Here is a 24,317-nt window from a genome sequence, read left to right as displayed (position 1 = left end):
CACGGTCAGCACCAGCCAGCCGCCGTGCGGGAGGCCCGTGCCGGAGGCCAACGTCTGTGCGGCGCCGACACAGACGACCGGCCGGAGCGCCTCGCGGCGGACGGGCCGGTCCGCGCGGACACGACGGACCGCCTCCCGGATCCGCCGGGGGACTCCGGTAGCGATCGGCAGTCGGGTCCAGTGGGGGACCCGTGTCGGGCCCCGTGGGGGTGGGATGCCCCGGCCGACGCCCCGCTTCCCCCGGCCACTCCGCCCGTAGCCGTGTCAGCATCGTCGGTCGCTCCGGTCGCTCCGGTCGCTCCGGTCGCTGTCGTCGGGTGGGTCGCTTCCGTGTCCTCCGTCTCGCCGTTCGATATCGCGGGTTCGGTCGCTTGGGTCGCTTCGGTCGCTGTCGGTGGGACGCCGCCGCATTCGGTGTGGAGCGCGAGCAGGGCGGTGTACAGGGCCCGCTCCTCGGGGCCGGAGGCCGTCGCGACGGGCGGCGGGCCCGGGTGGGGGAGCGGGGCCTCGGAGCCCGTCTCGATCAGGTCGGCGGAGCACCGCAGGAGGTCGGCGTACCGGTCCGTCACGGCCGGGGGCACGCGGGGAGCGAGCGGCGCCACCGCGAGAAGCCCCACGAGCTCGTCGAGCCTCTGGAGGCGGGGGGCGGAGGCGCTGCCCGGCCGGGGTGGTCGGATCCGGTGGACCAACAGGGTCTCGTGGGCCCGGTCCATGGCCGCCGTCACCGCCGACCGGGCCTCTGCCCGTGCCGGAGCCAGCCCCGCCGCCGTGAGGAGTTCGTCCGCCGTGAGGAGGTCGGCCGCGGCCCGGTAGGCGGTCGCGACGGCCGTGCGTTCGCCGCGGTGCCGGTCGCGGAGGGCGTCCGTGAGGGAGAGCAGGATCAGGGGGAGGCCGCCGAGGAGGAACAGCAGCGGGTACTGCCACCAGGGGGTGTCCGTCGGCAGGCCGATGCCCATGGCGGTCGCGAGGAGCCAGACGAGACCGGCCGCGGCGCCGGTCCGGCCCAGGCCCGCCAGGAGCCCCGAGACGCCGGCCACCGCTGCGACCAGCAGCACCTCGGCCCAGCCGGTGCCCGCCACGACCCGGCCCAGGGCCAGTCCGACCGCACCGCCGAGCTGGGGCAGCAGCAGGACCAGGGCCCGGCGGCGCCTACGGCGCGGCCCCGTCGTCCATGGCCGCGCCGTAGGCGCCGAGCCCGGCCGCCGCCCCGGCGACCGGCCGCCCGGCGAGCTGCCCCACCGCCAGGAGGACGAGCATGCCGACGGCGCCGCGCAGCACCAGCCCGCGGTCCACCGGCACCGGGCGCGGCCGCAGTGCCTCCCGCACCCAGGACGGGCCGGCGGTACGGGAGCCCTCGCGCCCACCACGGTCGGAGCCCCCGCCCCCGCCGGTGCCTCCTCCGCCGGACGCGGGCATCAGGAGGCCATGCCCATCGCGGACCGGACGCGGTCCAGGGTGGTGTCGGCGACGGCGGCGGCGCGTTCGTTGCCCTCGCGCAGCACCCGGCGGACGTACCCGGGGTCGGCGGCGAGTGCGGTGCGGCGGGCGCGCAGCGGGGCCAGGTGTTCGTTGACGGCCTCGGTGACGGTCTTCTTGAGGAGCGCGGCGCCGCCGTCACCGATGCTCTCGGCCACCTCACGGGGGTCCTCGTCCCGGCAGAGGGCGGCGAGGAGGACGAGCGAGGAGACCTCGGGCCGGTGCACGGGGTCGTAGGTGATGTGCCGTTCGGCGTCCGTGCGGGCCCCCTTGAGGAGGCGGGCGGTCTCGTCGGCGGTCGCGGACAGGGCGATGGCGTTGCCCCGCGACTTGCTCATCTTGCCGCCGTCGGTCCCCAGCAGCAGTGGTGCGGCCGAGAGCAGCGCCTCGGGCTCGGGGAAGACGGAGGCGTACCGCTCGTTGAAGCGGCGGGCGATGGTCCGGGTGAGTTCCAGGTGCGGCAGCTGGTCCTGGCCGACGGGCACGAGGTCCGCGCCGCAGAAGAGGATGTCGGCGGCCTGGTGCACCGGGTAGGTGAACATCAGCCCTGACACGGCGGCCTGCCGGGAGTGCGCGATCTCGTCCTTGACGGTCGGGTTGCGGCGCAGCTCCGCCACCGACACCAGGGAGAGGAAGGGCAGCATCAGCTGGTTCAGGGCGGGTACGGCGCTGTGGCGGAACACCGTGGAGCGGGTCGGGTCGATGCCGGCGGCCAGGTAGTCCAGGACCAGGGAGTGCACGTGTGCGTCGAGCCGGTCCGCGAGGTCCCGGTCGGTCAGCACCTGGTAGTCCGCCACGAGGACGAAGGTGTCCACGCCCTCGTTCTGGAGACGGACCCGGCCCTGGAGGGTCCCGAACCAGTGGCCGAGGTGCAGCGGACCGGTCGGCCGGTCCCCGGTCAGGATCCGGTGGCCGGACGGATCCCGGGCGATCTCCCGCTCCAGCTCGGCACTGCGTCGCCGCGCGGCGGCCAGGCCGAGACGCTCGGACGGATCGGAGGTATCCGAGGTATCCGAGGAATCGGCGAGATCGGGAGACGCGGGGGGCTCCAGGGGTGCGGGGGACTCCGGGGATTCGGCGGAGGGCGTCGGGTGCGGTGCCGCGTCTCCGGGAGGCGGGGTGACGGACATGCTCTGACTCCAGTCATGCGTCAGGGAGGAGGGTGAGGGTGAGGGGCCTCTTCCAGGTGTACCAGAGGTAGACCAGTTGGCCGGGGAGGCTGAGGGCCCGGCCGTGGGGGCGCCGGTCCCGACCCGTACGGGCCCTTCGTCCCGGCGGGAGGGGGCCCGCCCCGTCTACGCTGAGCAACGAGCGGAGCCGTACGCCGCCCCGCCGGAACCTGGAAGGCCCATGCCGGACCCGGAACCCACCTTCCGCCCCGTCGTCGCGGACGGGGCGCACCCGCCGTACGTCCTGGTGCGCGACGCGCTCTCGCACGCGATCGCCGCCGGGACGTTGCCCGCCGGGGCCCGGCTGCCCTCCGAGCGGTACCTGTGTCGGGAGCTGGCGGTGAGCCGGGTGACGCTGCGCCGGGCCCTGAAGGAACTGCAGGAGCTCGGGGTGATCGAGTCCTCGGCGCGCCGGGGCTGGCAGGTCCGCACCCTGGCCTTCAGCCATGCGGCGGGCGACAGCATGGTCCGGGGCTTCACGGCCGTCAATCACGGGCTCGGCCGCGCGGTCACCGCCCGCGTGCTGGAGGCGCGGACCCGTCCGGCGCGCTCGGAGGAGGCGGGCCTTCTCGAAGTGCCCACGCGGGCAGCGCTGTTCGAGCTGCGGCGGGTGCGGTTCCTCGACGGGCTGCCGGTCTGCCTCACGCACGACCTGGTGCCGCTGGAGACGGTGCCGGACATCCAGGACGCCGACTTCGGCACGGCCTCGCTCTTCGCGCTGCTCGCGGCGGCCGGGCAGGCCCCCGTCACCGCCCGCTACCGGGCCCGCGCGGCGCTCTCCACGCCCGAGACCGAAGGTCCGTTGGAGCTGACCCCGCCGGCGGCCGTCCTGCACACGGTGCGGACCTCCCTCGGTGCCGGTGGGCGCCCCGTGGCCCACACGGAGGAGATCTACCGCGCCGACCGCTACGAGCTCCGCCTCACGCTGGGCTGAGCCGCCCGGTCACCCGGTCACCGGTCGCCCTTGTTGATCGGTGGCCCATGTTTCGGTTCCGGTGGCGTCGTTCCGACCCTCAGGTCGGGCCGGGGCGTCCTCCGCGGTGCGGGGAGCACAGGAAGGGGCCGGTCGGGGGGAGGGGGCCGGGGGTGGGGGTTGAGGCGGCGCCGTCCTCCAAGAGGAGCCTCAGGGTGTGTTCGGCGGCGCGGTGCCGCAGGAACACCTGGGCGCGGGTGCCCGCCGCGAGACGACGCGCCGCGGCCGCGCCGTCGCGGAGGGCGTCCTCCTGGTCGTCGCGCCAACCGTGGGCGGTGTCGCGCACGGTGCCGTCCCACGCGGTCCGGCGGGCCATCCAGAACCACCCGGCCCCGGCCCGGCAGCGCCCCCACACCACCGAGTCCAGGAGCGTGTCCGGTGGTCTGCTGCCGCCTGTTTCGTACGTCCCGCCCGCCACGCTCTTCCCCCCGGTATCGATAGTGATGCAGGGGCACGGTAGGGCAAGGCGTGCGGACTGGGAGCCGCGGGATCCGGCCAAACGCGCACCGAGCCCCACTCCGCCGGCTCGGCCCGGGGGCCCACGGCTCCCACCGGGCCTTGGTCACGACACCCGCGCCGTGCCAAGTGCCGTAGCGGGCAACCCAGTTGCTCGGAGGCCCGTTCAGGGTCGGCCGCGGGCCCCCTGTCGGGGTCCGCCCGTGTCCGGTTCCGGCCGTCGACCCTCCGTGACCGAGCGGCCCGGCCGGTACCCCCGCACCCCACCCCGACCGGGTCCGGCCGGCCCACCGGCCGCCGGCCGGGGTGGTGGAGGCCGTCGACTCAGCGGACGCCGCCGATGACCAGCGCGACGAGCAGGGCGAGGATGGCCAGGGCGTACAGGGCCTGGTGCTGCCACTCCGACACCGTCAGGACTCCGGCCCGAGGCCGTGACGCAGGGCTCTGACGGTACGGGCGAGGGGCCCGAGCGGCCGATCGAGCGCCCGCTCGACTGCCGGCACCCCGGGTACCGGGGCCATGGGCCTCACCGGGTCGGCGATGTCTCGCCGCCGTTCTCATCGGGGTACGGGGGCAAGGTGTCCCAGTCGACCCAGGCGCGTTCCTTCGGGGTCTCGGGTACGGGCAGGTCGAGGCCGCGTCGGAGGGTACGGACCGCGCGGGCCAGGGCGCGAGCGTGGTTCCAGTTCCCGAGGCTGGTGTCCTCCGGGCCCTCGGTCGTCAGGCGCGCCCAGTCCCGCAACGCCCCCGCCACTCGGCGGTCGGCGCCGCGCGCACGCTCCGCCGCCGGGAGGAGCTCCTGTCCGTGGGTGAGCAACGCGTCGGTCAGCCGGGCGATTTCGAGGGGCTCGGGCATGTTCCCGTACGCGACCAGCGTTCGTGTGAGCAGTTCGGCGGACCGGTCGGTGCGCGAGGCGGCATCGGCTGTGCCGAAGGGCGGCGCGGCGGGTCCGGTGCGGTCGGCGGAAGTCCGCGGGGGCGGCGGTGTCGGGTGCGTCATGGGCCCCTCCTTGCTGGTGGAGCCGTCACCGTAGGTGCGCCCGGGCCCGGCCAGAGGGACAGACTGTCCCCCTGACCCAGTCCGTCCCCCGGGCCTCGTCCCTCGGACCTCAGGCCGTGGCCACCCCCACGGCCTCCGCGAGGCGGCCCGCTTCCGGACGGAGCGCGCGCGGTGCCTCGCGCCACAGGTCCAGCACGGCGGTTCGGGCCGCCGGAGTGAAGGTCACCGTCTCGGGGTTCAGCCCGTGCGCGATCTGCAGGACGTGCAGGGCCGCCGTCCGGTCGCCGCGCTGGAGGTGTCCGCGGCCGATCTCGACCCACAGACGTGAGCGTCGCTCCAGGGAAGGGATGGCGTCCGGGTCCACCTGGTCGGCCAAGGACAGGGACTGTCGCCGCGAGGACAGGTCGGTCGCCACGGAGATGGCGTGGAAGTCGACGTTGGCGCGGCCGAACATCGTGCTCGGGTGCACGTACGCCGCGGGCAGGGACTTGGCGATCCGGTCGCCGTCGTCCCAGAACCGCCAGGCGTCGCCGGCCCGCCCGGCGCGGGCCGCCGTGACCGCGGCGTGCAGTCGGAGCGCCCCGTACACGCCGCGCCAGTGGTCCGGCGCCCCGTCCAGATGCGGCTGGAGGAGCGAAGCCGCGTCCTGGACGAAGGCGAGCGCCTCGTCCGTGCCCGCCGTGGTGCGGAGGATGTTGCCGAGGCTCCACGCGGCAGCCGCGATGGCGGACGGGTCGTCGGAAGCCTGCGCGGCGGCCAGGGCACGGTCCGCGACGACCCAGGCCAGCTCGGCGGGGGCGAGGTAGGCGGTGGCCTGACCGGTCAGCCGATAGGCGTCGGACAAGGCCACGTACGCCGTCCGCCGGGAGTCCCCCTCCAGAGCCCGCACCGCGCTCTCGGTGTCCCGGATCAAGCCGGGCAGACGGGCGCCCACCTGGGTCCGGTTCCGGTCGGACTCGTGCCAGAGCCGCCACGCGTCGTTCACGCGGGTCCGGAGCGCGGCCGGGTCAGGTGGGGTGGCGGGCAGGTCCCAGAGCAGTGGCCTGGCCATCACCGCTTCCCAGATCGCCGGTAGGGACGGGTGGCTGAGACGTCCGCCGACCGGAGCCGCCACCGAAACGCCGCCGCCCGTGAGGAGTTGGAGGTCGTCGAGTCGGAGCGCCGCGGCGAGGCGCATCAGCAAGCTGTGCGAGCGGAGTTCGCGCTCGCCCGTCTCGATCTTCTTCAACCAGTCCGGACTGCGCCCACAGAGACCGGCCAAGACCGGGCGGGTCATCCCGCGGGACTCCCGGATCAGCTTGATCCGTTCGCCGGTGGTGAGGTCGCTGGGGAGATCCACGGCAGGTGCCCCTTCGTCGGTCGGTGCGGCCAGCGTACGACCGAACCGGTGCTCCGTGGAACGGAGTTGTGAACAGTGAGGGCGCGGGGACGTGAGCGGAGGCTTCGGGTCCCCATCCTGTCGGGTGCCGCCTCGCAGCGCGGCTCCGGGGCTTGGTACCCGCGTCCGCGGGCGGGTGTGCCGGCACCCGGTGGTGCCCCGATCGGACCGCGTGCCCGAAATCGGGACGGACGCCGGGCGGTGCCCGTGGGGGCGATGTCGGTTCTTGTGCTGTCGGTACGGCTGTTTCCGGGCATTTCCTGGAACGGGATCGGACATTTTTGCCCTCCCTTGGGCAGGCCCTTACAGGGAGCGGGCGGGGTCCGTTCCCTCGCCGGCCGGTGGGGGAGCGGCGGTTCGGACGGGGGCGGAGCTGGCTTTCGTACCGGGCCGGCCGTTCTGCGGGCCGGTCCCGTCGGGGCGCCGGGGGGCTTCCGGGCTCGGGGGAGGGGCGGTCCGCGTCGGGTCCGGGGCGCGGTGTTCCGCCCGGGTAGGGATTACTTTCTGACCCTGGAACAGATCTTCAGCCGCCCCGGGCAGGTTTGCCCGGAACGGTACCGAGGGGGAGGACCGCGTGGATACGACCACGCCGCCGCGACCGCGACCGCAGGGGGCGACCCCCCGTGCCGTCGCCTCGCCCCGCCTGCGCCCCCGCCCCGGTCCGGCCGTAAGGCCCCGGTCACGGCCCCCGTTCCGTCCCGACGCCGGGTCTCCTCCCGTGCCCGGCCCCCACCACGGGTGTCGGCCCGACGCCTCTCCCGGTCGTCGTCCCCGTTCCGGAGGTCGTCCCCGTCTCGGCGACCGCCCGTGGTCCGGCGACCGCCCCCGGCCGGGCGGCTGTCCCTGGTCCGGGCGGGGGACCGGGGCCGCGTACCCGCACGGCTGACCGTCGTACGGGGCCCGCGGCCCTCCTCCCCACCCGGACGGCGCCCCATCCTCACGCGGACGCGCCCGTCCGCGTACCCGTACGACCACCACGGGCGCCCGGGCCGGCCCGCCCCACCCCACTCCCGGGCCCGTTCCCTCCGCGTGATCCGCCCTGCCCCGTCCACCCCACCCCCACCACCCCCCCACCCTCATCCCCGTCCCGGCTGTGACGGACTCCGTCACACCCCGAGCGCACTGGAGCCCATGTGAGCACCGGTCTGGTCTTCCGCCACTACGGCCGCGAACACTCGCCGGACCTGCGGTGGCAACTCCTCGACGTGCACGCCGAGGTCCACGCCCACGGCGCGGGGGGAGGCGGTACCGGGGGGACTTCCGCCGGTCAGGCAGGCGGGAGCGGCACCGGGGAGCCGGGCGCGGAGGACCCCTTCGGCGCGGTGGAGCGCTACGCCCGGACCCTCGACGCCCGGATGGCCCGGCCCGGCTGGAGCTGCGTCATCGCCTACGACGGGGAGGAACCGGTCGGCTACGCGCACGGGGCGCCCCTGCCCGCGGGCGACCCCTGGTGGCGGGGCCTGCTGAGCAACGTGCCCGCCGCGCTCGCGGAGGAGCCCGGCGGGCGCACGTACGTCCTCGACGAGCTGGTGGTACGGGCGGCCTGGCGCCGGTTCGGTACGGGCCGCCTCCTCCACGACGCCCTGCTCGACGTGCGCAACGAGGAGCGCGCCACCCTGCTCGTGGACCAGGCCCGCCCCCTGATGCGCGCGCTGTACGAGTCCTGGGGTTGGACCACCCTCGGCGAACACCGGGCCTGGACCCCGGGCGCCCCCCTCGCGCACGCCCTGCTCCTCCCCCTGCCGCTCGCCGAACGCGCCCCCACCCCGGACCAGGCGCCGGCCCCGACCCCGGCGGGCTGACGCGCTCCCCGCGCCCCGGGGAACGGGCCGCCCTGGCTCAGACGGCGGCGATACGGGTCCGGAGCAGGCAGAACTCGTTGCCCTCGGGGTCGGCCAGGACGTGCCACCGTTCGGTGCCGGTCTGCCCGATGTCGGCGGGTACGGCGCCGAGGGCGCGCAGCCGCTCCCACTCGGCGGCCTGATCACGGTCCGTCGGGCTCACGTCGATGTGGAGGCGGAGCTTCCCGGTGCGGGGGTCGTCGCTCGGGCTCAGGATCAGCGTGGGCTGCGGCCCCCCGAACCCGGCCTCCGGCGGCCCGATCTCGATGCTGCCGTCCTCCTCCCTGCCCAGTTCCACGTACCCCAGGACCCCGCTCCAGAAGCCGGCGAGGCGCTCCGGGTCGGCGCAGTCGATGACCAGTTCACTGATGCGGCATGCCATGGCTCCAGTAGACCTCCCGGGGAGTCCCGCCCGCGACGAACCCGCCGGAACCACCGGGAGCCACCGGCCCCTTCGGTCGGGGCCCGTACCGTGGCGTGCTTCCGTGGCGTGCTTCCGTGACGTGCTTCAATGCGCGCAAGCGCGGCCTTTGGATCATGAACAGGGTCGTCCGATGAGGAGAGACCCATGAAGTCCTTGACCGCCCGGCGGACCGCCCGGCGGACCGCCCGGCGGACCGCCCGGCGCCCGGCGGCGGCCCTCCTGCTGCTGGAGGCGGCCTACCTGGGCTTGATGGAGCTGGCGTTCACGCTCCTGCCCCCGGACACGGGGGAACTGGACCACACCGAGGAAGCCGCCCTCGGCGGGGCCGGACCGCACCTCCTCTCCGCGGCCGTGATCGCGGCCCTGGCCGGTGCCGCCGCCCTGCTGGCGGTGGACCGGGTCCGGGAGCGGGCGCCCCGCGTGCTCGCCTAGGGCTGGTTCGCGGTCGTCGCCTTCGGACAGGTGGCCATCGCGGGCGCCGCGCTGTCCCACGTGGTGGCCCGGGAACCGGGTCCGGACACCGTGTTCGGCCTCCTGGCCACGACGGCCGCGCTGTACGTCGCCGTGGTGTGCGGCGGATCGGTCCGGCCCGCCCTCCGCTCCGCGCCCCCGACGGCCGAACGGGCCTGAGGCGCGGGGCTGAGGGGGTGGACGGATGTGCGGCGGGCGACCTAGGCAGGTCGGACTGGCGGAGGAAATCGAACACGTGCTCCAATAAGGGGATGACCGCGCTCCGCTTCCCCGAAGACCTGGTACGCCTCCAGGCCGCCCGGCTGGCCACCTACCAGGAGCTGGCCCGACAGCCCCCCGGCGCCGGGAACACCCTGCTGCGACGACGCCTGATCCGGCTCTCCGCCGAGGTCAGCGCCCACCCCTACTGGCGGACCCCGGGCGGTTCCCAGGGGCAGCTCGCCGAGCTCAGCCGCCAGGCCCGCCGCCTGGGCTGGACCACGGCGGCCTGAGCGCCGGCGAGACCCCGGGCGGGACGACCCCCGGGGCCCGCACCGGGCTCAGGGGGCGATCAGGATGCCGCGCACCGCCGCGACCGGGTCGCGCAGGGCGCCGGTGTCGAAGGCCAGCTCCCAGGAGCGGTCCCCGATCAGGGCACGGCCCGAGCGCTCGGCCGTCGCCCGCAGCGGGCCGAGTTCGGGGGTGCCCCGCTGCGGGTGGCCCACGGTCTGCCAGCAGGTCGAGGCGGCGCCCGCCACCCGCGCGGAGGCCTCGGCCCGACCTTGGGCGGCCAGGGCGGCGGAGAGCAGGTCCAGCCCCAGGGCCACCCCGAAGGAGTCCCCGAGCGCCTGCTTGCCCGCGATCATCCGGCGGGCGCTGGCCGCGGCCTCCACGGACCGACCGGCCAGCAGGTCGTCCAGGGCCAGCTGGTGGTCCAGGTAGGCGCGGGTCCAGGACTCCCCGCGCCGCACGCACCCCGCGCGGAGCCGCTCCGCCGCCGCCCTCGCCTCCTCGGCGCGGCCCGCCGCCGTCAGCGCGAAGACGACGACGAGCCGGCAGCGGACGCGAGCGCCCGCGGAACCCCAGCGCGCGGGCGGGTGCGCCGGTACGGGGGCCTCGCCCCAGAGGAACCCGCTACCGCCGGAACGCTGGCCGGGCGCGGGGTCGGACTCCAGGTGCCGGTCCTCCGGCACCGGGCCGCGCGGCGGGTTCGCGTCCGGGCCGGCCCCGCCGTGCCGGGCGGGCGGCAGGGCCGGGCCGGCCAGGGCGCGGGCGCAGCGGGCCCCGGCCTCGTTCGGTCGCCCTTGGAGCAGCAGCAGGATCCCGTCCAGGTAGGCCGCGTCCAGCAGCCGGTCCGCCTCCCCGGAGAACTCGGCGAACATCAGGCTGTCCCCGGACAGCGCGTCCGCCGCGTCGAAGTCCCCCTGGAGGGCCCGGACCACCCCCAACGCCCAGTGCGCGCGGGCCTGTACGGACACGGGCGCGTCGGGGCAGGCGAGCAGCAGTTCCTCCAGGTAGTGGCCCGCTTCGTGGAGGTGGCCGCAGCAGGCCCAGAAGAAGCCCACGAGCGCCGCCAGTTCGAGGGCCTGGGCCGGCTCGGTGAGCGCCAAGTGGTCCAGGGCCGCGCAGACGTCGGCGTGCGTCTCGGCGATCCCCCGGTACGTCTCGGCCTGCCCCGGCCCGAACCAGCCGCGCTCCGCGGCGCGGACCACCCCCAGGACGTACGCGGCATGACGGCGCGCCAGCCGCTCCGCCTCGCCCTCGCCGAGGCCGGTCAGCCACAGCTCCCCGTACTCGCGGACGGTGTCCAGCATCCGGTAGCGCCCGCCGGGCAGCGGTACGACCACGGACTTGCGGCACAGGCCGGCGAGGGCCGCCCCCAGCGCCGGCCCGTCCAGCGGGCCGCCGCCGCAGACCGCCCGCAGCACCGCGGCCCCCGCGTCCGAGCGGAACACCGACATCCGGGCCCACAGCAGTCGCTCCGCGGGCGTGCACAGTTGGTGGCTCCACCCGATCGTGGCCCGTAGCACCCCCGGCCGGGACGGTCCGGGCATCCGGGCGTCGACGGCGGGGGCCTGGGGCGGCACCCTCGGAGCCCGTTCCGGAAGGGTGGGGCGGGCGCCGAGGCCGTCGCCCACGGAGCCGGCTCCGGGTCGGGAACCGTGCCCGGCTCCGGTCCCGGGTCCGGTCCCGGGTCCGGCTCCGGAGCCGGAGACAGCGACCGAAGCGACCGGAGCGACCGAACCCCGGGAATCGATCCGAGCGACCGGAGCGACCGAAGCGACCGAACCTTCGGGAGGGAACGGAGTCTCCACGGATCCGGACCGGGTGGACGAAACCGGACCAAAGGTCACGGAGGGGTCAATCGGCGGCGGTACGGAGCCGCCTCTCACCCGCCCGGGAGCGACCGAAGCGACCGGAGCGACCGGACTCCGGGAATCGATCGCAGCGACCGGAGCGACCGGAGCGACCGGAGCGACCCGGGCCGTGGAGGCGGGAGCGCCGGACGTGGTGAGCGGATCGGTCAGGGCGAGGCGGTCGCCGAGCAGTTCCGCGAGGGCGCGGACGGGTCGGTCCGGCAGTTGGGCCGCGGCCAGTTCGAGCGCGAGCGGGATCCCCTCCAGCCGACGGCAGACCGCGGCGGCGAGGGCCAGCTCGGCCCGCCCGGCCGGCAGCGCGCCCGCCGTCGCGGCCCGGTCCAGGAACAGGGTGAGGGCGTCCGTGCCCGTGGGCAGCGGAGCGAGCCGGTGCACGTGCTCCCCGGGCAGGCCCAACGGCTCCCTGCTGGTGGCCAGCACGGTCAGCGCCGGGCAGGCGGCCAGCAGGGCGGCGACCAGATCGGCGCACGCCTCCACGAGGTGCTCGCAGGTGTCGAGGACGAGCAGGGCCCGGCGGTCGCCGATCCACTCGCCGAGGGCCCGCAGTGGCTGCCGCGCGGTGTGGTCCGTCAGCCCGGCGGCCTCCGCGACCGCACTGGCGAGGAGCCGGGCGTCCCGGGTCGGCCAGAGCGCCGCCCAGAACACCGTGGGCGCCCCCGTCGCCTCCGATTCACCCGGAAGGGGGGCGGCCAACCGTGCGGCCAGGCGACTCTTGCCGACCCCGCCGGGGCCGGTGAGGGTGACCAAACGTGGCTCGCCCAGCAGGGGCAGCAGCTCCGCCAGCTCGGCGGAACGCCCCACGAAGGTGTTGTCCATGGACGGGATCGGTGCGCGCACGCGGCGATTGTGCCCCCCGGGTGAGGGCCCCGATGCCACGCGGGCCCCGCTCCGGGCAGCCGCCGGCGCGCCCCTCCGAGGACTCCGGCCCCGTACCCCCGCGCCTCGAACGCCCGCGGGGCCGGCCCCGCCCCTCCCGGTGGTGGCCGGGGGAGCACGCGGCGCGGCCCGCCGAGGGCGCCACCCCCGAACCTCTGTCGGGCGAACCTGGTCCCACCCGCGTGGCCGACCCCGCCCCCGGTGGTACCTCGTCCCCATGGAGCCCCAGCCCCCCGCCCCACCGGCGTCACAGGCACCCCCGGCACCCCCGGCGCCCCACGTGTCCCCGATGCTGCGCACCGCCGCCGCCTACACCTGGCGGCTGCTGGTCGTCGGACTCGGCGTGTACGTGGTCTTCGCCCTGCTCGGCCGGTTCCACGAGATCGGGGTGGCGCTGTTCCTCGGCCTCATCGCCACCGCCGTGCTGCGCCCCGTCACCGACCTGGTGGCCCGCGGTCTGCCCCGGGGCGTGGCCGTCGGCGTCACCCTCGTCGGCACGATCGCGCTGGTCCTGGGCGGGCTGGCGCTGGTCGGGGAGGTGGTGGCGGGTCAGAGCACCACCCTCGCCCGCGAGTTCCGGGAGGGCGTGGACCACATCGAGGACTGGCTGCGGCAGCCGCCCTTCCACCTGGACCCGGACGCCCTGGGCAACGTCCAGTCCCGGATCGGCGAGTTCCTCTCCAGCCACCGCTCCACCCTCGTCAGCCGGGCCCTGAGCGGCGCCGGACAGCTCGTGCACGTGCTGGCGGTGCTCGCGCTGGCCGTCTTCGCCTCCGTGTTCTTCCTACACGCGGGGGACCGGCAGTGGGCCTGGTTCTGCGCGCAGCTCCCCGAGCGGTTCCGGGCGCGCTGGGACCTCGCCGGCCGGGCCGCCTGGAGCACCTTCACCGGCTACACGCACGGCATCCTGCTGGTCGCCGCGACCAACGCCGTCCTCGTCGGGGTGGCCCTGTGGCTGCTGGGCGTCCCCCTGCCGGTGCCGCTGGCCCTGCTGGAGTTCTTCGCGGCCTTCGTCCCGCTGGTCGGCTCGCCGGTCGCCCTGGCCGTGGCGGCGGTGGTGGCGCTGGCCGCGAAGGGGCCCCTGACGGCCGGCGTGGTCGTGGCGCTGATCGTCGTCATCGGGCAGATCGAGGGGCACCTGCTGCACCCGCTCGTCATGAGCTGGGCGGTCCGGCTGCATCCGCTGGTGGTCGCTGTCTCGGTGGTCGCGGGGGCGACGGCGGCCGGCGTGGTCGGCGCCGTGGTCGCGGTCCCCCTGGTCTCGGCCGTCTGGTCCGCGCACACCGCCCTCCGCACGGCCCGCCAGGCGGGCACCACCCCCGGCCCGACCTCGGCTCCCGCCCCGGGGCCACCGCCCTCGCCGGCCACCGGGCCCGGCCCCGCCCCGGGCGGTCCCGCCCCCGGGTCCGCCCCCTCCACCCCGGCCTGAAAGCGATCTTCGGCCCGGACCGGTGGACAGCCTGCCGGAGCGGCGTCCGGAGCCCTGTCCGGAGCGGCGTCCGGAGCGGCGTCCGGAGCGGTGGTCGGCGCGCTGTCCGGAGCGCTGGTCGGCGAGGTCGAAGCGCCGCGATCGAGCTGCGGCCGGCGAGTGCGGGACCGGGACCGGGCCTGCGCCGGGTCGAGGTCGGGCCCGGGTCGAGCTCGGCCCCTGGCGACGCGTATCGGTCATCGACCGGAAACCGACAGGTCGTCAGACGGTGAGGTCCTTGATGCGATCATGACGACATGCCCGAAGCTCCCACGCTCCACGGACGCCTGGTCCGCCTGGAGCCGATGACCCGTGCGCACGCCCCTGGCCTGCTGCGCGCGGCCACCGTCGATCGCAGCACCTTCACCTACACCTATGTGCCCGCGGACGCGCCCGCCGTGGACCGGTACGTCGAGCGCGCCCGTCGGGACGCCGAGACCCACCAGGCCGTCACGTACACCGTGGTCCGTGCCGGTGACGGGGAGATCGTCGGGACCAGCCGCCTGCGCGACCTGGAGCACTGGCACGCCGGCGTGTGGCCGCCGCGCCCCGGGCACGTCAATCCCGACGGCATACCCGACGCCGGGCAGATCGGCTCCACCTGGCTGACACCGGCCGCCCAGCGCACGGGCGTCAACACCGAGACCAAACTGCTCCTGCTCTCCCTCGCCTTCGAACAGTGGGACGTGCACCGCATCTCCCTGCACGCCGACGCCCGCAACACCCGCTCCCGCGCCGCCATCGAGGGGATCGGGGCGGTCCACGAGGGGATTCGGCGGGCCCACTTCCTGGCCGCGGACGGCGGGGTCCGCGACTCGGCCCTGTACTCCATCACCCGCGCCGACTGGCCCGACGTGCGGGCCCGCCTCACCCGGCGGCTGTCGGACGCCCGAGGCACCGGCCTCGGCACGTGGCCGAGGACCGGGCACACCGCCCGCGCCGCCGGCACCACCGCCTGAAAGCCGACGGCGTCCCCGCGGTCCGCCCCCGCCGATCGGTGACCGCCGGTGGCCGGGGCGCGGCCCGCTCAGTCCGCGGCCGGGAGGGTCAGGGTGAAGCGGGCGCCGCCCGTGGGGGCGGTGGAGACGGTCAGGTCGCCGCCGTGGCGGCGGGCCACGTCGCGGGCGATGGCCAGGCCGAGGCCCGCCCCGCCCTCGTCCCGGCTCCGGGCCTCGTCCAGCCGCACGAACCGTTCGAAGACCCGCTCCCGGTCCGCCTCCGGCACCCCGGCTCCGTCGTCGTCCACCGTCAGCACGACCCGTCCGCCCGGGCCCGGCCGGACCGTGGCGGTCACGGAGCCGTCCGCGTGCCGCCGCGCGTTGTCGAGGAGGTTCCCGATCACGCGGGACAGCAGGCTCCGCGAGCCGGTCACCCGTGTGGCCTCGGCCTCGTCCACCCCGTCCGCCCCGGCCCTCGCGCCCGCCGCCGGCTCGATCCGGATCCGCACCGCGCCACCGCCGAGGGAATCCCCGGCCCCGGCGCCCGCCTCGGCATCGGCCCCGCTCCCGGCCCCGGCCGCCGAAGCCGCCTCGGCGCGGAGGAGTTCGCCCAGGTCCACCACCGTGCCGGCGGGGCGTTCGCCCGCGTCCAGACGGGCCAGCAGGAGCAGGTCGGCGGCGAGCTGCTGGAGCCGTACGGTGTCCTCCACGGCGCCCGGCAGGTCCAGCAGCTCCGGGTGGGCCACGGCCACCTCCAGCTGGGTGCGCAGGCTCGCGATCGGGCTGCGCAGCTCGTGGGAGGCGTCCGCGACGAAGCCGCGCTGCCGGGCCACCGAGCTCTCCAACGCGGTCAGGGTCTCGTTGGTGGTCCGCGCCAGCCGCGCCACCTCGTCCCCCGTGTCCGGCTCCGGAACCCGCCGGCCCAGGTCCTCCGAGGCCGTGATCGCGGCCATCTCCCGCCGGATGTCCTCCACCGGGCGCAAGGCGCGCCGGGTCACCAGCCAGGTCGCCCCGGCCACCACGGCCAGCAGCACCGGCAGACCGGCGAGCATCGCCGTGCCCGCGCTCAGCACGGCCTCCCGCTGCACCCCTGCGGGCGCTCCCGCGTAGACCAGGACGGTCGTGTCCCGGGGGTCGGTGGCCTCCACCCGGGAGAACCGGTAGGCCGCCGAGTCCCCGTCCACCGTGGCCCGGCCCGAGCCGTGCCAGGCGGCCTCGCCGATCTCCCCGGCCCGCGGGTCGTCGTCGGCCGCGTCGCCACCGGCGTCGTCGTCACCCCCGTCGCGGCCGGTGCCGTCGTCGCTGCCGTCGTCATCGCCCGCGTCGTCGGGGGCGACGCCACCCCGCTGTCCGGTCGACTCCGGGCGTACGCCCGCCACACCCGTCCCGCTGATCGACTCCAGCCCCTCGCTCACCGCGAGCACCCGCCCGTCCTCGTCCACCACCTGAACCGGGTGCTCCTCGCCGTCCGGCAGGTCCAGCCGCCCGAGAGGGGTGCCGGCGGCGATCTGCGCGGCCACCCGCCGGGCCGCGGTGTCGGCCTGCGCGTCCGCCTGTCCGGCCAGGTTGGCGCGGAGCGAGAGCAGCACGGCGATGCCCGCCGCCACCAGCGTCACCGCCACCACCGCGGTCGCCGCGAGCGTGGCCCGCGCCCGAACCGACCCGAAGCGCTTCCGTCCGCCGGGCTTCCGTCCGCCTGGCTTCCGTTCACCGGGCTTCCGTCCGGTGGACTTCCGTTCGCCGGCCTGCTGTCCGGCGGGCCCCCGTCCGTCGGGCTTCCCCGCCTCCGGACGGTCGTCCTCGCGGCTCATCGGGGCACCTCCAGCCGGTATCCGGCCCCGCGCACGGTGAGGATCAGCTCCGCGCCGAGTTTCCGCCGCAGGGTGCGCACGTACACCTCGACGATGTTCGGATCGCCCTCGTAGGCGAAGTCCCAGACGTGTTCGAGGATCTCGGCCTTGGACACCACCTCTCCCGCGTGGACCGCCAGTTGTTCCAGGACCGCGAACTCCTTCGCGGCGAGCTGGACCTCCGTCCCGTCCAAGGAGACCCGGCGGGCCGCGGTGTCCATCCGGAGCGGGCCCGCGGTGATCACCGGCGAGGGCCGGCCGCCTCCCCCGCGCCGCAGCAGGGCGCGGATCCGCGCCACCAGGACCACGTACGAGAAGGGTTTCGTCAGGTAGTCGTCGGCGCCGGTGTCCAGGCCCTCGGCCTCGTCGTACTCGCCGTCCTTCGCCGTGAGCATCAGGATCGGCACCTCGTGCCCGGCGGCGCGCAGGGCCGCGCAGACCCGGTAGCCGTTCATCCCGGGGAGCATGATGTCGAGGACCACCAGGTCGTAGCCCTCGGTGGCGGCGAGGTGCAGGCCCTCCAGGCCGTCGTGGACCACGTCCACGGCGAAGCCCTCGGCCCGCAGGCCCTTGGCCAGGGACAGGGCGAGTCGGCGTTCGTCCTCGACGATCAGCAGGCGCATGCGGTCCAGCATCCCAGGGCGAAGCTGAAGGGTTCTTCAGGCTCCTTCAGCCCCGCTTCAGCATCCGCCGGGCAGGTTTGGTCCCGTCGCAGCGGCCGGACAGCCGGGCCGCACGTACCGACGGAGGGAATCCCCATGACGAAGAAGCGCAAGGTCCTGCTCGCCGCGGCGGTCGCGGCGGTCCTCGCGGGCGGCGGCACGGCGGCGGCCTTCGCCGCGGCGGGCGGCGACGGCGCGGACGACGGGCCCCGCACGACCGCCGTGGGCACCGGAACGAGCGCGGGAACGGGAACGGCCGGGGGCAGCGGATCCGCCGGCCTCGGCGGGTCCGTGCAGGGGGCGGTGGCCGGCGCGGCCGCCGGAGCCGGTCGGGTGACCGCGGTCGGGGACGGCCGGCTGACCGCCGTCCAGGCCATCGACGCCGCCCTCAAGGCCCGCCCGGGCACGGCCGTCTCCGCCGAACTGGACGACGACGGAGCCGGGGGCAGGGACGACGACGGGGACGACGACCGCGACGACCGCGGCTGGGAGGTCGAGATCCTCGACCCGCGCGGCACCACCGTCCACACCGTCCACGTCGACCCCGCCACCGGGCGCGTCCTGCACACGGAGAAGAAGGACGGGGACGACGATCACGAGGAGGCCCGCCGCGCCCTGAAGGACGCCCGCGTCGACGCCCGGCAGGCCGCCGCCACCGCGGCCGCGAAGGGCTACGTGACCTCGGTGGACCTGGACGAGCACGGCGACGACGACCGCCGCGGCCCGGCCTGGGAGGTCGACACCGTCACCGCGACCGGCACCCCCGCCGACTGGCACGTCCATCCCACCACGGCCACCCTCACCCCGAACCCCGACCGCGACTGAGCCGCGCCCGACCGCGCTGAGCGGCGGCCTGAAGGCGCCCGCAGGGGCGTGAAACGGGGCGGAAAACAAGAAGGGCAAGGAAGTCTTCGACTCCTTGCCACTCTCAACTTATAGCGCACGGGGGGCCTTGCGGCAAGGCCCCCTTGCTGCTGCACAATCTGCGGACGAAGCCGGAAACGGAAGAAAACATGCGGTAAGTGTGAGAAGTCCGGTTCGGGCCGCCTTGCCGCGTGGACGATGGGGGATCCTCTTGACCGACAGCGTGACGCCTACGCCTACGCCTAGGCCGATGTCCGCGCCGACGCCGACCGGCACCGCCGCGGGGGCCGGGGCCGGGGCAGGGTTCGACGCCGACGTGATCGTGGTGGGCGGCGGGCCGACCGGGCTGATGCTGGCCGCCGAGCTGCGGCTGCACGGGGTGCGCGTGCTCCTCCTGGAACGGGACGCCGAGCCGAGCCCCGTGGTGCGGGCGCTCGGGTTGCACGTCCGCAGCATCGAGATCATGGACCAGCGGGGGCTGCTGGACGGCTTCCTGGAGCTCGGGCAGCAGTTTCGCGTCGGCGGGTTCTTCGCGGGGCTCGGCACCTCCTGGCCGGAGGGCCTGGACACCGCCCACTCGTACGTCCTCGGGATCCGCCAGCCCCTCGTCGAGCGGCTCCTCACCGAGCACGCCGTCGGCCTGGGCACGGAGCTCCGCCGGGGCGCCGAGCTGGCGGGGCTGGAGCAGGACGCCGACGGGGTCACCGCCGTGCTCGCCGACGGCACCCGGCTGCGGGCCCGCTACCTGGCGGGCTGCGACGGCGGGCGCAGCACCGTCCGCAGGCTCTGCGGCATCGACTTCCCCGGCGAGCCCTCCCGCGTGGAGACGCTCATCGGCGAGATGGAGCTGACCGCGAGCCCCGAGGAGCTGGCCGCCGTCACCGCGGAGGTCCGCAAGACCCACCTGCGGTTCGGCGCGATGCCCCTGGGCGAGGGGCGGTTCCGGGTCATCGTGCCCGCCGAGGGCGTGGCGGAGGACCGGTCGGTCCCGACCACCATGGAGGAGTTCCGGCAGCAGCTGCGGGCCCACGCGGGCACCGACTTCGGGGTGCACTCGCCGAGCTGGCTCTCCCGCTTCGGCGACGCCACCCGCCTCGCCGAGCGCTACCGCAGCGGACGGGTGCTGCTCGCGGGGGACGCCGCGCACATTCACCCGCCCACCGGCGGGCAGGGCCTCAACCTCGGCATCCAGGACGCCTTCAACCTCGGCTGGAAACTGGCCGCCGCCGTCACCGGCCGGGCCCCCGAAGGGCTCCTGGACACCTACCACGCCGAGCGCCACCCGGTGGCAGCCGCCGTCCTCGACAACACCCGCGCCCAGATCGCCCTCATGTCCACCGAACCCGGACAGCAGGCGGTGCGGCGGCTGTTGGCGGAGCTCGCGGACATCGAGGAGGTCAACCGCCGGCTCATCGAGAAGCTGACCGGCATCGGCATCCGCTACGACTTCGGCGCGGACGCGCACCCGCTCGTCGGGCGCCGCCTGCGCGACCTCCCCCTCAAGGAGCACGGCCGGCTCTACGGGCTGACGCACGCGGGCCGCGGCCTGCTCCTCGACCCCACCGGCACCCTGTCCGCCGGGGGTTGGGCGGACCGCGTCGACCTCGTGACGGACACCGTGGAGCCGGGGGAATCCGTCGCCGTGCCGGGTCCCGTCGGCGCGGACGGCACCGGTGCCGGCGCCCACCGGACCGACACCCCCGGCGCCGATGCTCCCGGTTCCGACATCGCCGTCCTGCTCCGTCCCGACGGGTACGTGGCCTGGGCCGGCCGCGATCCGCAGGAGCTGCGCACCGCCCTCGGCCGCTGGTTCGGCGCGGAGACGGAGCCGGGAACAAATGCGGATGCGGGTACGGGTACGGAGGGCGAGGCGCCGACGGCCGGCTGATCCGGGGGCCGGCCGGTCCCCGCCCGGGACCGCCCCGCACTGTCGGGGCGGTCCCGGGTCCGCCCCGGTCGCGCCGGCGGCGCGGGGCCCGTGGGGACTTGACCCGCCAAGTAAATTTAGGCTTACCTAAGTTCATGGTTGCCGATCCTTCGGACGGCGCCCCCGCGCACGGGCTCAGCGGGGTCAGCGCGACCCTGCTCACCCCGCTGTACGGCCGCGCCCGCGCCGCCGAACTCGTCCCGGGCACCGCCTTCCGGGACCCCCTCGCCACCCGCCTCATCGAAGAGACCGGATTCCGGGCCCCCGAGGTGCTCACCGACCGCAGCAACGCCGCCGGCGCGGTCCACCGCGCCGTCGTCTTCGACGAACTCACCGCCGCGTTCGCCGCCCACCACCCCGACGGCGTGGTGCTCTCCGCCGGGATCGGCCCGGACACCCGCGCCGACCGGCTGGCCTCCCGTACCCCCGGCACGATCCGCTGGCTGGGCGTGGACCTCCCCGAGGTCGTCCGGCTGCGCCGCGAACTCCTGCCCGCGGACCGCGTCCACGTCTACGAGGGCAGCCTGACCGCGCCCGGCTGGAGCTTCGGACCCGCCCGCGAGGCCGCCGGGCGCCCCGTGCTCGTCCTCACCGAGGGCGTGCTGATGTACCTGGAACCCGAGGGCCTGCGGTCCTTCCTCGACGACTGCCGCGCCGCCTTCGGACCCGGCACCGAGCTCGTCGCCGACTACTTCCACCCCCGCATCGCCCTCAGCGGCCGCCACCCCATCACCCGCGCCACCGGGGCGCACTTCCGCTCCGGCGCCCGCGACGGCCGGGCCCTCGCCGCCACCACCCCCGGCTGGGAACTCCTCGCCGAGCACGGGGTGATGGAACGCATCAGCACCGCACACCGGGCCGCCGCCGGTCTCTTCCGCGCCCTCACCCTCGGCGCCCGCCCCTACGCCACCGCCCACCTGCGCGCCACCGGCGACGCCCCCGCCGTCCGGTGACCGGCCCCGCACCGGCACCGGCGCCCGGCACCACGCCCGCGCCCAGTCAGGGCGAACCGGGCCGGGCCCCGACCCGCGACGGCCGCACCCTCCACCACCTGCTCCGGCCCGGCCCCGCGGAGGCCGCCGACCGGCCCACCGTGGTCCTGGAGGGCGGGCTCGCCTGCAGCCGCTCCTACTGGGCCCCGGTCCAGGAACGCCTGGCCCCGTTCGTCACCACCGTGGTCTACGACCGCAGCGGCCTGGGCAGCAGCGCCCCCGACCCGGCCCCGCGCACCCTCGCCCGGCTCGCCGCCGACCTCGGCGACCTCCTCGCCCACCTCGGACCCCGACCGTACGTCCTCGCCGGCCACAGCTGGGGCGGCCCGGTCGTCCGTCTGGCGGCCGCGGCCCGGCCCGAACGGATCGCGGGCGTGGTCCTGCTGGACCCCACGGAGGAGACCTGCGACCTCGTCTTCAGCCCGGCGATGCGCCGCCAGGAACGCTTCGGGCAACGTGCGAGCGCCGCCCTGGCCCGCGCGGGACTCCTCGCCCACGCCTACCGGGGGCTGCTGGCCGCGCTGCCCCCGGACGCGGCCGCCGACATGCGCCGCGAAGGGTTCACCCCCGCCGCCATGCGCACCCGTGCCGCCGAACTCGCCTCCGTGGTACCGGACCTGACGGGCCTGCTGCACCATCCGCCCGAGCTGCCCGGCATCCCGCTCACCGTGGTCTCCGCCGGACGGACCTCGGTCGGCATGGGCCACAAGGTCCGGGCCGCGGCCACCGCCTCGCACGCCCACCGCGCCGGCCTCGCGTCGCGGGGCCGCCACGTCACGGTCGGCCACGGGGACCACATGTTGCCCCTCACCGCGCCCGGTGCGGTGGCGGAGGAGATCCTGCGTCTCGCCGCCCCGCCCGGCTGAGCGAGGAGAACAGAGGACAGAGGACAGCGGGCCTAGGCACGGGGGGACGGGGGTGCGGAGCGGGGGTGCGGCCCACGCGTCCCCTCCCCACCCCGTACGCCCCCCACCCCGGAACCCGCCCGGTCAGGCCGGCATGCGCATCAGCAGCAGCGGTTCCGTGGTCGGGGCGGGGGAGCCCGCCGCCGGTTCCAGGGTCAGGCCCACCGCTTCGGCACCCGTGGTGCGGCCTTCGAGCAGGACCGTGCCGTCCTGTCCGATGAGCCCCGCCGGGACCATCCGTCCGGCGTGGTCCAGCCACAGCTGGTACGTCTTCCCCGCGCCCGGCGCGGGCAGCCCGGAGGCCGTGAACACCGCCGTGTCCTGCCGGGCGGAGGCCACCACGGTGGTGATCGCGCCGTTCGAGGCCCGGCCGTGCACGGTCTGCGCGTCGGGGGCCGCCAACACCGCGCTGATCGCGCCCAACTGCTGCTCGGCCCGCTGCGCCTGCCGCTCGTACTCGCTGCCCTGCTGGGCCTGCCAGGCCGCCACCCCCGCGAAGGCGGCCGCCGCCACCAGGCTCGCGGCCAGCGCCAGCGGTACGACCCGCCTGCGGAGCCCCGCCAGGAAGGCGGACCGACCGGGGGAGGCCGGTACCCGCGGCGGCAACTGCCGCACTCCGCGCACCTCGGCCAGCGTGCGTTCCCTCAGCGCGGCGGGCGGGGGCTGGGAGGCGGCGGCCGCCAGCCGGGCGGCCGTGGCCCGGAAGCCGTCCGTCTCGCGGCGGCACTCCTCGCAGCCCGCCAGGTGCGCCTCGAACTCCTCGCGCTCGTCGGGGTCGAGGGCGTCCAGGGCGTAGGCCGCGGCGAGGGCGTGCGCGTCCGTCGTGGAGCGGTGTTGTCTCATGCGGTCACCCCCATGCAGTCGCGCAGCCGGATCAGTCCGTCGCGCAGTCGGGTCTTCACGGTCGGCAGCGGGGTCCTCAGTGCCTCCGCCACCTCACGGTAGGTCAGGCCCCCGTAGTAGGCGAGGGTCACGGCCTGCCGTTGCAGCTCGGTCAGCCCGCGCAGGCAGCGCCGTACCTGCTCGCTCTCCAGCCGGGTCTCCACCTGCTCGGCCACCTCGTCGAAGGCCGTGCGATGCTCCCGGGCCGCCTGCGCCTGCTCCCGGTCGGCGGCGGCCTGCGCCGAACGCACCCTGTCCACGGCCCGCCGGTGGGCGATCGTGGCGGCCCAGGTGCCGACGCTGCCGGACTCCGGCCGGTAGCGGGCGGCCTGCCGCCACAGGTCGATCATCACTTCCTGCGTGACCTCCTCGGACTGGGCCCGGTCCCGGACCACTCGCAGCACGATCCCGAAGACGAGCGGGGCGAGCGCGTCGTACAACCCGGAGAACGCCTCCTGGTCGCCGCGCGCGACCCGCTCCATGGTCTCCGCCAGCGCGGCCCGCCCCCCGTCCCCGGCGTTCGGGCCGCCGGGATCCGCGGCGGGGCCCCGGGCGGGGTCAGGGCCCTGCGGCTGCGGACGGCTCACCGGCCGTGACCCTGCTGCCCGAGCTCCGCCGACCAGGCGGAGCGGGGGCGGGGGGCGGTCGGCCGGCGGGGGCGTGTCCATCGCATGGCGGTCCTTGTCCGTTCCGACGGCCGGAACCCCACGAGGGCGGTCCGGCCGCAGATCCCTGGTGGATCTGCTGGTGTCTTCGTAGCGGACGGGCGTGCGGATGGGGGCGTGTCGCGTCTTTCGGCCGCCCGTTCGGGTGCCGGGGCCCGGGAGGGGGGTGTGGTGGGGTAGGGAGCGGCCGGGTCGGGTCGGCGCAGAGGGACCCGGTGCCCGTTCTCCACACCCGGAGCACCGCTCTGACCTGCGAATTTCTGATCTCGCCTCACTCGATGGAGTGATCCGCCCATCCGTCGGGCGGTCGGTGCCGAACCTTCTGTGTGAGCGCCTCCCGCAGCGCGTTCCCCTCCCCCCGGTGACGTGGACCGGCCCCGAACGACACGCGAGAACAGCACGCACAGCAGAAAACGCACAGCACGGCACGACCCGTACGAACCCTCCGAGGAGCACCTCTCATGAACAGCAACCAGCGCATCCGCCGCACCGCCGTCGCCGTGGCCGCCGCGGCCCTGCTGCCCCTGTCCCTGGCCGCCTGCTCCAGCTCCGACGGGGACACGAAGGCCGCGGGCACGGCGGCGGCCGGGGAGCCCGCGGCGGCCACGCCGACCGCCTCCATGACCGACTCCGACGCGCCCTTCGGCCCGGCCTGTGCGGGCGTGCCGAAGGAGGGTGCCGGTTCCTTCGACGGCATGGCCAAGGACCCCGTCGCCACGGCCGCCTCGAACAACCCGGCCCTG

23 protein-coding genes and 1 pseudogene are annotated in these 24,317 nt (G+C 76.0%); 12 read left to right on the top strand and 12 right to left on the bottom strand.

All coding sequences use genetic code 11. From position 1 onward, the window contains the following. Positions 1-5: 5 nt before the first annotated feature. From ABTZ17_RS12500 to trpS, 3 genes are all read right to left on the bottom strand, one after another. Entirely contained in the window at positions 6-1,079 is a 1,074-nt protein-coding gene (locus tag ABTZ17_RS12500; RefSeq protein ID WP_352195538.1) for an FUSC family membrane protein, read from the bottom strand. A gap of 70 nt (positions 1,080-1,149) precedes the next feature. After that, positions 1,150-1,416: a hypothetical protein gene (locus tag ABTZ17_RS12495; RefSeq protein WP_352195537.1), complete on the bottom strand. Its 267-nt coding sequence runs from the start codon at positions 1,414-1,416 to the stop codon at positions 1,150-1,152. After that, entirely contained in the window at positions 1,416-2,606 is a 1,191-nt protein-coding gene (trpS, locus tag ABTZ17_RS12490) for a tryptophan--tRNA ligase (protein WP_352195536.1), read from the bottom strand. Before trpS ends, ABTZ17_RS12495 begins: the two co-directional genes overlap by 1 nt. 220 nt (positions 2,607-2,826) lie before the next feature. On the opposite strand from trpS, the gene ABTZ17_RS12485 reads away from it, so the two are divergent. Then, a complete protein-coding gene (locus ABTZ17_RS12485; RefSeq protein ID WP_352195535.1) occupies positions 2,827-3,579 on the top strand; it encodes a GntR family transcriptional regulator in 753 nt (250 codons plus the stop codon). Between the two features lie 79 nt (positions 3,580-3,658). Here the strand turns inward: ABTZ17_RS12485 and ABTZ17_RS12480 are convergent, their stop codons facing one another. The 3 genes from ABTZ17_RS12480 to ABTZ17_RS12470 form a co-directional block, all read right to left on the bottom strand. Further along, entirely contained in the window at positions 3,659-4,036 is a 378-nt protein-coding gene (locus ABTZ17_RS12480) for a hypothetical protein (protein WP_352195534.1), read from the bottom strand. A 564-nt stretch (positions 4,037-4,600) separates the two neighbouring features. Continuing rightward, entirely contained in the window at positions 4,601-5,074 is a 474-nt protein-coding gene (locus ABTZ17_RS12475) for a DUF6415 family natural product biosynthesis protein (RefSeq protein WP_352195533.1), read from the bottom strand. Between the two features lie 109 nt (positions 5,075-5,183). Beyond that, positions 5,184-6,413 (bottom strand): helix-turn-helix domain-containing protein, encoded by a 1,230-nt coding sequence (locus ABTZ17_RS12470; protein WP_352195532.1) that lies wholly within the window; start codon positions 6,411-6,413, stop codon positions 5,184-5,186. A gap of 1,172 nt (positions 6,414-7,585) precedes the next feature. Here ABTZ17_RS12470 and ABTZ17_RS12465 point away from each other — a divergent pair. Then, positions 7,586-8,254, top strand: a complete 669-nt coding sequence (locus ABTZ17_RS12465; RefSeq protein WP_352195531.1) for a GNAT family N-acetyltransferase — start codon at positions 7,586-7,588, stop codon at positions 8,252-8,254. Between the two features lie 37 nt (positions 8,255-8,291). On the opposite strand, the gene ABTZ17_RS12460 is transcribed toward ABTZ17_RS12465, so the two are convergent. After that, a complete protein-coding gene (locus tag ABTZ17_RS12460; RefSeq protein ID WP_352195530.1) occupies positions 8,292-8,675 on the bottom strand; it encodes a VOC family protein in 384 nt (127 codons plus the stop codon). Positions 8,676-8,861: 186 nt separating this feature from the next. Here ABTZ17_RS12460 and ABTZ17_RS12455 point away from each other — a divergent pair, with 186 nt between their 5' ends. From ABTZ17_RS12455 to ABTZ17_RS12445, 3 genes are all read left to right on the top strand, one after another. Next, positions 8,862-9,149, top strand: a complete 288-nt coding sequence (locus tag ABTZ17_RS12455; RefSeq protein WP_352195529.1) for a hypothetical protein — start codon at positions 8,862-8,864, stop codon at positions 9,147-9,149. A 30-nt stretch (positions 9,150-9,179) separates the two neighbouring features. Next, entirely contained in the window at positions 9,180-9,347 is a 168-nt protein-coding gene (locus ABTZ17_RS12450; protein ID WP_352195528.1) for a hypothetical protein, read from the top strand. Between the two features lie 92 nt (positions 9,348-9,439). Further along, positions 9,440-9,679, top strand: a complete 240-nt coding sequence (locus tag ABTZ17_RS12445; protein WP_352195527.1) for a DUF8825 domain-containing protein — start codon at positions 9,440-9,442, stop codon at positions 9,677-9,679. 48 nt (positions 9,680-9,727) lie between these two features. On the opposite strand, the gene ABTZ17_RS12440 is transcribed toward ABTZ17_RS12445, so the two are convergent. Continuing rightward, the gene (locus tag ABTZ17_RS12440; RefSeq protein ID WP_352195526.1) at positions 9,728-12,382 is read right to left on the bottom strand and encodes an ATP-binding protein; all 2,655 of its coding nucleotides are present in this window, start codon (positions 12,380-12,382) and stop codon (positions 9,728-9,730) included. 328 nt (positions 12,383-12,710) lie between these two features. Here ABTZ17_RS12440 and ABTZ17_RS12435 point away from each other — a divergent pair, with 328 nt between their 5' ends. Together ABTZ17_RS12435 and ABTZ17_RS12430 are read left to right on the top strand one after the other, a co-directional pair. Beyond that, positions 12,711-13,850 carry an AI-2E family transporter gene (locus tag ABTZ17_RS12435; protein WP_352195525.1) on the top strand — a complete coding sequence of 380 codons (1,140 nt, stop codon included), beginning with the start codon at positions 12,711-12,713 and terminating at the stop codon, positions 13,848-13,850. Positions 13,851-14,146: 296 nt separating this feature from the next. Continuing rightward, complete coding sequence (locus tag ABTZ17_RS12430; RefSeq protein WP_352195524.1) at positions 14,147-14,848, top strand: GNAT family N-acetyltransferase; 702 nt, start codon at positions 14,147-14,149, stop codon at positions 14,846-14,848. Between the two features lie 68 nt (positions 14,849-14,916). On the opposite strand, the gene ABTZ17_RS12425 is transcribed toward ABTZ17_RS12430, so the two are convergent. Both ABTZ17_RS12425 and ABTZ17_RS12420 read right to left on the bottom strand, forming a co-directional pair. Beyond that, positions 14,917-16,638, bottom strand: a complete 1,722-nt coding sequence (locus ABTZ17_RS12425) for a sensor histidine kinase (RefSeq protein ID WP_352195523.1) — start codon at positions 16,636-16,638, stop codon at positions 14,917-14,919. Next, entirely contained in the window at positions 16,635-17,300 is a 666-nt protein-coding gene (locus ABTZ17_RS12420; protein WP_352195522.1) for a response regulator transcription factor, read from the bottom strand. Before ABTZ17_RS12420 ends, ABTZ17_RS12425 begins: the two co-directional genes overlap by 4 nt. A gap of 135 nt (positions 17,301-17,435) precedes the next feature. Here ABTZ17_RS12420 and ABTZ17_RS12415 point away from each other — a divergent pair, with 135 nt between their 5' ends. From ABTZ17_RS12415 to ABTZ17_RS12400, 4 genes are all read left to right on the top strand, one after another. Next, positions 17,436-18,164 (top strand): PepSY domain-containing protein, encoded by a 729-nt coding sequence (locus ABTZ17_RS12415; RefSeq protein ID WP_352195521.1) that lies wholly within the window; start codon positions 17,436-17,438, stop codon positions 18,162-18,164. A gap of 388 nt (positions 18,165-18,552) precedes the next feature. After that, positions 18,553-20,091, top strand: a complete 1,539-nt coding sequence (locus tag ABTZ17_RS12410; RefSeq protein ID WP_502994653.1) for an FAD-dependent monooxygenase — start codon at positions 18,553-18,555, stop codon at positions 20,089-20,091. A 134-nt stretch (positions 20,092-20,225) separates the two neighbouring features. Further along, complete coding sequence (locus ABTZ17_RS12405) at positions 20,226-21,083, top strand: class I SAM-dependent methyltransferase (protein WP_352195519.1); 858 nt, start codon at positions 20,226-20,228, stop codon at positions 21,081-21,083. Next, positions 21,080-21,988, top strand: a complete 909-nt coding sequence (locus ABTZ17_RS12400; protein ID WP_352195518.1) for an alpha/beta fold hydrolase — start codon at positions 21,080-21,082, stop codon at positions 21,986-21,988. Before ABTZ17_RS12405 ends, ABTZ17_RS12400 begins: the two co-directional genes overlap by 4 nt. A gap of 123 nt (positions 21,989-22,111) precedes the next feature. Here the strand turns inward: ABTZ17_RS12400 and ABTZ17_RS12395 are convergent, their stop codons facing one another. Together ABTZ17_RS12395 and sigK are read right to left on the bottom strand one after the other, a co-directional pair. Further along, complete coding sequence (locus tag ABTZ17_RS12395; protein ID WP_352195517.1) at positions 22,112-22,870, bottom strand: anti-sigma factor; 759 nt, start codon at positions 22,868-22,870, stop codon at positions 22,112-22,114. After that, positions 22,867-23,496 carry an ECF RNA polymerase sigma factor SigK gene (sigK, locus tag ABTZ17_RS12390; RefSeq protein ID WP_352195516.1) on the bottom strand — a complete coding sequence of 210 codons (630 nt, stop codon included), beginning with the start codon at positions 23,494-23,496 and terminating at the stop codon, positions 22,867-22,869. The genes ABTZ17_RS12395 and sigK overlap by 4 nt, the downstream gene beginning before the upstream one ends. Before the next feature lie 539 nt (positions 23,497-24,035). On the opposite strand from sigK, the pseudogene ABTZ17_RS12385 reads away from it, so the two are divergent. Further along, positions 24,036-24,317: pseudogene (locus ABTZ17_RS12385) on the top strand (fasciclin domain-containing protein); the annotation flags it as partial.

Origin of the sequence: Streptomyces sp. NPDC097619 (assembly GCF_040302735.1) — a bacterium.
Classification (GTDB): domain Bacteria; phylum Actinomycetota; class Actinomycetes; order Streptomycetales; family Streptomycetaceae; genus Streptomyces.
Note: the sequence above shows the minus strand (reverse complement) of the source record. Positions and strands in the feature narration are given on the sequence as shown.

What these genes read in the sequence shown, in the direction of transcription:
- ABTZ17_RS12445 (WP_352195527.1), top strand. Translation starts at nt 9,440, where the DNA reads ATGACCGCGCTCCGCTTCCCCGAAGACCTGGTACGCCTCCAGGCCGCC.
- ABTZ17_RS12435 (WP_352195525.1), top strand. Translation starts at nt 12,711, where the DNA reads ATGCTGCGCACCGCCGCCGCCTACACCTGGCGGCTGCTGGTCGTCGGA.
- ABTZ17_RS12485 (WP_352195535.1), top strand. Translation starts at nt 2,827, where the DNA reads ATGCCGGACCCGGAACCCACCTTCCGCCCCGTCGTCGCGGACGGGGCG.
- trpS (WP_352195536.1), bottom strand. Translation starts at nt 2,606, where the DNA reads ATGTCCGTCACCCCGCCTCCCGGAGACGCGGCACCGCACCCGACGCCC.
- ABTZ17_RS12395 (WP_352195517.1), bottom strand. Translation starts at nt 22,870, where the DNA reads ATGAGACAACACCGCTCCACGACGGACGCGCACGCCCTCGCCGCGGCC.
- ABTZ17_RS12455 (WP_352195529.1), top strand. Translation starts at nt 8,862, where the DNA reads ATGAAGTCCTTGACCGCCCGGCGGACCGCCCGGCGGACCGCCCGGCGG.
- ABTZ17_RS12425 (WP_352195523.1), bottom strand. Translation starts at nt 16,638, where the DNA reads ATGAGCCGCGAGGACGACCGTCCGGAGGCGGGGAAGCCCGACGGACGG.
- ABTZ17_RS12405 (WP_352195519.1), top strand. Translation starts at nt 20,226, where the DNA reads ATGGTTGCCGATCCTTCGGACGGCGCCCCCGCGCACGGGCTCAGCGGG.
- ABTZ17_RS12420 (WP_352195522.1), bottom strand. Translation starts at nt 17,300, where the DNA reads ATGCGCCTGCTGATCGTCGAGGACGAACGCCGACTCGCCCTGTCCCTG.
- ABTZ17_RS12495 (WP_352195537.1), bottom strand. Translation starts at nt 1,416, where the DNA reads ATGCCCGCGTCCGGCGGAGGAGGCACCGGCGGGGGCGGGGGCTCCGAC.
- ABTZ17_RS12410 (WP_502994653.1), top strand. Translation starts at nt 18,553, where the DNA reads ATGCTGGCCGCCGAGCTGCGGCTGCACGGGGTGCGCGTGCTCCTCCTG.
- ABTZ17_RS12460 (WP_352195530.1), bottom strand. Translation starts at nt 8,675, where the DNA reads ATGGCATGCCGCATCAGTGAACTGGTCATCGACTGCGCCGACCCGGAG.
- ABTZ17_RS12430 (WP_352195524.1), top strand. Translation starts at nt 14,147, where the DNA reads ATGCCCGAAGCTCCCACGCTCCACGGACGCCTGGTCCGCCTGGAGCCG.
- ABTZ17_RS12475 (WP_352195533.1), bottom strand. Translation starts at nt 5,074, where the DNA reads ATGACGCACCCGACACCGCCGCCCCCGCGGACTTCCGCCGACCGCACC.
- ABTZ17_RS12415 (WP_352195521.1), top strand. Translation starts at nt 17,436, where the DNA reads ATGACGAAGAAGCGCAAGGTCCTGCTCGCCGCGGCGGTCGCGGCGGTC.